This window comes from Streptomyces sp. SID11385 (genome assembly GCF_010548245.1).
In the GTDB taxonomy this organism is placed as follows: Bacteria; Actinomycetota; Actinomycetes; order Streptomycetales; family Streptomycetaceae; genus Streptomyces.
Genome location: NZ_JAAGLR010000916.1, coordinates 1 through 5,650, shown reverse-complemented (window position 1 = coordinate 5,650; position 5,650 = coordinate 1). Strand labels below are relative to the sequence as shown.

Annotated in this window: 5 protein-coding genes; 3 read left to right on the top strand and 2 right to left on the bottom strand. The window is 74.2% G+C overall.

Features of this window, described 5'->3' with window-relative positions; all coding sequences use genetic code 11:
- Positions 1-156: 156 nt before the first annotated feature.
- Complete coding sequence (locus tag G3I42_RS28080; protein ID WP_164290554.1) at positions 157-759, bottom strand: suppressor of fused domain protein; 603 nt, start codon at positions 757-759, stop codon at positions 157-159.
- Between the two features lie 594 nt (positions 760-1,353).
- Here G3I42_RS28080 and G3I42_RS28075 point away from each other — a divergent pair.
- Together G3I42_RS28075 and G3I42_RS28070 are read left to right on the top strand one after the other, a co-directional pair.
- The gene (locus G3I42_RS28075; RefSeq protein ID WP_164290552.1) at positions 1,354-2,460 is read left to right on the top strand and encodes a magnesium and cobalt transport protein CorA; all 1,107 of its coding nucleotides are present in this window, start codon (positions 1,354-1,356) and stop codon (positions 2,458-2,460) included.
- A 59-nt stretch (positions 2,461-2,519) separates the two neighbouring features.
- On the top strand, positions 2,520-3,050 hold the full coding sequence (locus G3I42_RS28070; RefSeq protein ID WP_164290550.1) for a hypothetical protein: 531 nt from the start codon (positions 2,520-2,522) through the stop codon (positions 3,048-3,050).
- A 115-nt stretch (positions 3,051-3,165) separates the two neighbouring features.
- Here the strand turns inward: G3I42_RS28070 and G3I42_RS28065 are convergent, their stop codons facing one another.
- Complete coding sequence (locus G3I42_RS28065; RefSeq protein WP_164290556.1) at positions 3,166-3,867, bottom strand: hypothetical protein; 702 nt, start codon at positions 3,865-3,867, stop codon at positions 3,166-3,168.
- A gap of 301 nt (positions 3,868-4,168) precedes the next feature.
- Here G3I42_RS28065 and G3I42_RS28060 point away from each other — a divergent pair, with 301 nt between their 5' ends.
- Positions 4,169-5,554 carry a CBS domain-containing protein gene (locus tag G3I42_RS28060; RefSeq protein ID WP_164290548.1) on the top strand — a complete coding sequence of 462 codons (1,386 nt, stop codon included), beginning with the start codon at positions 4,169-4,171 and terminating at the stop codon, positions 5,552-5,554.
- Positions 5,555-5,650: the final 96 nt, after the last annotated feature.

The window sequence follows — 5,650 nt, the reverse complement described above, 5'->3', positions numbered from 1 at the left end:
GACCCGGCCACCGGGGAGCGGGACGGGAGCCGGGCGGGCAGGGCGCGGCGAGTGGGCAGGGCGCGGCGGGCGGCTCGGGGCGCCGCCCTCGTACGGAGACGACGCGCCGCCCCCGTCCGTACGACGCCCGCTCCCCCGCCGGAGCCAGGGCGCCGCTCAGTCCAGCGGGACGGCCGCCCGCAGCGGGTCGCGCAGGTCCGTGCCGTGCGCGAGCCACTTCTCCTGGAGGGCCTGCGCGCCGTGGACGCGCTTCCAGGCGGCCTCGGTGGGCGTCATCGGGAGGAGCGGGAGGAAGGCGACCGGGTCGAGCGGGGGGTCGAGGTCGAGGGTCTCGACGAGACCGCCGGGCTCGGCGACGAGCACGGAGGTGAAGGGGGCGCCGGGCCACAGCGGCTCGCCCACGTCGAGCGAGGCGCCCGGCGCGATGACGACGCCCTCGACCTGCGGCGAGGCGGCGAGCACGGCGAGGGGGCGCAGGACCTTGTCCGTATCGGCGCGTCCGGCCCGTACCGAGAGCACGAGTTCGGCGCGCGGGCCCTCGACCGGGTCGGCGAGGAAGGCGGCGGGGTCGCTCATCGGCGCGGCGGACATGCCGAGCGTCGCGTACCGCACGAGGGGTGCGGAGTCCTCGCGCGTGTCGAGGAAGCGCAGGACCTCGATGCGCTCCGCGCCGAGGAAGGTGACGCCCGCGCGCGCGTCGCTCTCGCCGAGCGCGCTGCTCAGTCGGGCCTCCACCAGGGCGAGTACGTCGGCTGCCATGCCGCGACTGTACGCGGCGGGGTGCGGCGCGGCGCGGGCGGCCGGGCAGCGCGAAGCGACCCGTCGCGTAAAGGCCGCGTAGGCAAGGCGTATCGCGCGGGCAAAACGGGGATTGACAGGACAGCCGACTGCTAGGCTTGGCCGCTGGTCAGGGCAGCGCGCAGAAGCACGCTCTCAGCCCGGCCGCTGTACTCCCGGAATTTCGGGTCACCCGTCCCTCACGAGGGACTGGCTGGAGGAGGTGGGGCTCCATGGATCGAAGTCGACCGTGCAGTACCACCCGCTCTTCCGCTTGACGGTGCCGTCCCCCTCCTCGGGGGCCCGGACCGGAACTTGAGGCCGTACATACCCGGGTCCCACGGGGGTAAACGCCTCTTTCCCTTCCGTTCTCGCCGCTGATCGCGGGGCACACGGAAGAGCACTTCGTCACCGCCTGATCCACCTCCCGCCCGCCCGGGAGACCCCATCAGCAGCGCAGACCGCGCACCGCTTCTCGCGGTGCTCCCCGATGTGCGGACGTGCCCGGAGCGGCGCACGTCCCCGTTTCGGGAGGTTCCGCCCGGCTCGCCCGGTCGCGCACGAAGGAGCAGCACCATGTCGATGATTCCCAGCCTGCGTGCCGTGGTCCGCCCCTCCGCCCGAAAGGTGCCCGCTTCCCACGAGACGGAACGTCACGCCGAGGTGAACTCCTCCGTCGTGGACTGCGCCGTCTACCGCGAGGGCCGCCGCGTGCCCACCGCGCACACCCTGACCCCGCACGCGGCCGTCGAACTCGTCCGGCTCGGCGGCGGCTTCGCCTGGATCGGGCTGCACGAGCCGAGCGAGGCCGAGTTCGCGGGCATCGCCGCGGAGTTCGGCCTCCACCCGCTCGCCGTCGAGGACGCCGTCCACGCCCACCAGCGCCCGAAGCTGGAGCGTTACGACGACACGCTCTTCACCGTCTTCAAGACCGTCCACTACGTCGAGCACGAGGAACTGACCGCGACGAGCGAGATCGTCGAGACCGGTGAGGTCATGTGCTTCACCGGGCGGAACTTCGTCATCACCGTCCGGCACGGCGGCCAGGGCTCGCTGCGCGGGCTGCGCCACCGTCTCCAGGGCGACCCGGAACTCCTCGCGCACGGCCCCTCCGCCGTGCTCCACTCGCTCGCCGACCACTGCGTGGACGGCTACCTCGTCGTCGCCGACGCGCTCCAGGACGACATCGACGAGGTCGAGACGGAGGTCTTCACGGCGCCCGGCAAAGGGGCCTCGCGCGGCGTGGACGCGAGCCGGATCTACCAGCTCAAGCGCGAGATCCTGGAGTTCAAGCGGGCCGTCGCGCCGCTCCTGCGGCCCCTGCACCTGCTCAGCGAGCGCCCCATGCGGCTCATCGACCCCGACATCCAGAAGTACTTCCGCGACGTGCACGACCACCTCGCGCGCGTCCACGAGCAGGTCGTCGGCTTCGACGAACTCCTCAACTCCATCCTCCAGGCCAACCTGGCCCAGGCGACCGTCGCGCAGAACGAGGACATGCGCAAGATCACCTCGTGGGCGGCGATCATCGCGGTGCCGACGATGATCTGCGGCGTGTACGGGATGAACTTCAAGCACATGCCCGAGCTGCGCTGGACGTACGGCTACCCGATGGTCCTCGGCGCGATCCTCGTCATCTGCTTCGGCATCCACCGCACGCTCAAGCGCAACGGCTGGCTCTGAAGGACACGGGGGCGCGGGGGCGGCCCGGGCCCCGCGCGGCGGTGACTACCCTGCTCCGTATGACTGCCGCCGCAACCCCGCTCGACCGCGCCCTCGTCGAGGAAGCCGCGAAGAAGTCGTCCCTCGTGTGGGTGAGGGGCGAGGGCACGGGCCCCGCCCGCGCGCTGTGGCACGTGTGGCACGAGGGCGCGGTACTGCTCGTCGGGGACGGTCCCGGGGAGCAGCCGCTGCCCGGCCTCGCGGCGGGCGGCGGCGCCGAGGTGACGGTGCGGAGCAAGGACAAGGGCGTACGGCTCGTGTCCTTCCGGGCCGCCGTCGTGGAACTCGCGGCGGGCTCGCCCGCGTGGGACGAGGCGGTCGCCGAGCTGAAGGGCAAGCGGCTCAACGCGCCCGACGCGGAGACGGTGCCGGAGCGCTGGGCGCGCGAGTGCCGGGTGCTGCGCCTCGTACCGTCGTACGAGGCGGGGACGCTGCCGGTGCCCGATTCCTCGCTCGCCGCTCCCCCGCCCCCGAGCCCCGCCTCGACGCGGGTCACCCGCCCGGCACCCCTGCCGAAGCTGCTCCTCGGGCGCGGGCGGAAGAAGAAGTAGGCGGTACGGGGCGGGCGGGCCACCGCGAAAGCGCGTCCCGCGCGGCCTCCGCGAAAGCCCGCCGCGCACGGCCCCTGCCCCGCGGCAGCCCCCGCCCCACGGGAGCCCCCGCCCCTCACGTCTGCGGCAGCAGCCTGTCCCCGTAGTCCACCGTCTCGTCGAGACCCGGCTCCTTCAGGTCGAGCGCCGCGTTCCAGGAGCTGAGCGCCACCGTGCCCGCGTCCCCCGCCCGGCGCAGCTTCAGCGGGTACGGCTCGCCTTCGAGCGAGACGTCGATGCGCGCGCCCGCGCCCTTGTCGCCCGCGACGCGGACCGTGCGGACGCCGCCGCTCTCGCCCCGCCCGGCCCCGACGACCTCGCCGTCGAGCCCGAGGAGCCCGTCGAGCAGCGTCTTCTTGTCGGTGAAGAGGCTCAGCCGCGGGTACGAGGGGTCCTTGGGCGGCACCTTCACGTACTTCTTGTCGAGCTTGCCCGCCGCCGTCTTCGCGCTCCCGCCGCCTTTCGCGTCGCCCGCCTCGTGCTCCCAGAAGGCGGCGCCCGCCCGGAGGTAGAGGTGTTCGCCGACGCGCAGGAGGGAGAAGTCGGCGCCCTCGGTGCGGACCGTGCCCGTGCCGCCCTCGGCGGTCAGGCGCATGTCGAGCGTGTAGGTGTGGCCGCCGCTGATGAGGTTGCCCTTGAGCCGTACGGAGCGCGCGCCGCCCGCCGCCGCCGTGGTCTTGCGGTGGATCTGCTCGGCGGAGAGTTTGCCGACGCCGTTGGTGCCCTCGTCCGGGTCCTTGCCGCAGGCGCCGAGCCCGCCGAGGAGGGCGGCGCACACGGCGCCCGCGAGAAGAGTCCTGGTCGGTCGGGGCAGGGCGCGGGGGGTCACCGGGGACGGGCCTCTCATCCGGGGGTGGGGGACAGGGATCTTGGGCCCGCAGCGTACCGGGGCGGCCGGCGGCTCCCGTACCGCGTCCCCGCCTCGCTCCCGCCCCGTCCCCACGCCGTCCCCGCCTCGTCCCCGCGGCGCGTCCCCGCGTCCGTCCGGCCCAGCGACCCCGGCGTCCCGGCCCGTCAGCGGTTAGCCTGATTCCGCCCTGTAAGTGAGTGCTTGTCCGGATATGCGGAGGAGGTGGCCGGTGGCCGGTGGCGCGCCGCGGATCTTCGTCTCGCACCTCGCCGGGATGGCCGTCTTCGACCCGAACGGCGATCAGGTGGGGCGCGTGCGGGACCTCGTGGCCACGCTGCGGGTCGGGCGGCGCCCGCCGCGCATCCTCGGGCTCGTGGTCGAGCTGCCGACCAGGCGGCGGATCTTCCTCCAGATGACCCGCGTCTCGGGGATCGAGTCGGGGCAGGTCATCTCGACGGGCGTGCTCAACGTGCGGCGCTTCGAGCAGCGGGCCGCCGAGCGCCTCGTGCTCGGCGAACTCCTCGACCGGCGGCTGCGGCTCGTCGAGACGGGCGAGGAGGTGACCGTGCTCGACGTCTCGGTGACGCAGCTCCCGGCGCGCCGCGAGTGGGAGATCGACCGCGTCTTCGTACGGAAGATGCCGGCCGCGCGCGGGCGGCTGCCGTGGAAGGGGACGGGGCGGCGCGGCGGCGAGACGCTGACCGTCGAGTGGTCCGCGCTCGCCGGCTTCTCGCTGGAGGAGGAGGGGCAGGGCGCGGAGAACCTGCTCGCGACCTTCGAGCAGTTGCGCCCCGCCGACCTCGCGAACGTCCTGCACCACCTGTCGGCGAAGCGGCGCGCCGAGGTCGCCGACGCGCTCGACGACGACCGCCTCGCGGACGTGCTCGAAGAGCTGCCCGAGGACGACCAGATCGAGATCCTCGGCAAGCTCCAGGACGAGCGCGCGGCCGACGTGCTGGAGGCGATGGACCCGGACGACGCGGCCGACCTGCTCGGCGAGCTGCCCGAGGACGAGACGGAGCGCCTGCTCACCCTCATGCAGCCCTCGGACGCCGCCGACGTGCGGCGGCTCATGGCGTACGAGGAGCGCACGGCGGGCGGGCTCATGACGACGGAGCCGATCGTGCTGCGCCCGGACGCGACCGTCGCCGAGGCCCTCGCCCGCGTCCGCAACCCCGACCTCTCCCCCGCGCTCGCCGCGCAGGTGTACGTGTGCCGCCCGCCCGACGAGACCCCGACCGGCAAGTACCTCGGCACCGTGCACTTCCAGCGGCTGCTGCGCGATCCCCCGTACACGCTGGTCAGCGGGATGCTGGACGACGACCTGCTGCCGCTCGCGCCGCAGGCCCAGCTGCCCGAGGTGGCGGGGTTCTTCGCCACGTACGACATGGTCGCCGCGCCCGTCGTGGACGACTCGGGGGCGCTGCTCGGCGTCGTCACGGTGGACGACGTGCTCGACCACATGCTCCCGGACGACTGGCGGGAGACGGAGTACCAGCTCTCGGGCGAGGTCCCCGAGGACCGGGCGGTGCGCACGGGCGAGGCCCCGGCGGCGCGGGCGGCGCGCGGCGACGAAGGGGACACCGGGGCCGGGGAGGCGGGGCGGCATGGCTGAGCAGGGCGGCGGCGACCGGGAGCGGGAGCAGCAGGTCGAGGCGGTACGGGACCGGCTCCACGAGTTGCGCGAGCGGCGCGGGCAGGCGCGGCGGCG

Coding starts and splice junctions, on each gene's coding strand:
- G3I42_RS28080 (WP_164290554.1), bottom strand. CDS start 759: ATGGCAGCCGACGTACTCGCCCTGGTGGAGGCCCGACTGAGCAGCGCG.
- G3I42_RS28075 (WP_164290552.1), top strand. CDS start 1,354: ATGTCGATGATTCCCAGCCTGCGTGCCGTGGTCCGCCCCTCCGCCCGA.
- G3I42_RS28070 (WP_164290550.1), top strand. CDS start 2,520: ATGACTGCCGCCGCAACCCCGCTCGACCGCGCCCTCGTCGAGGAAGCC.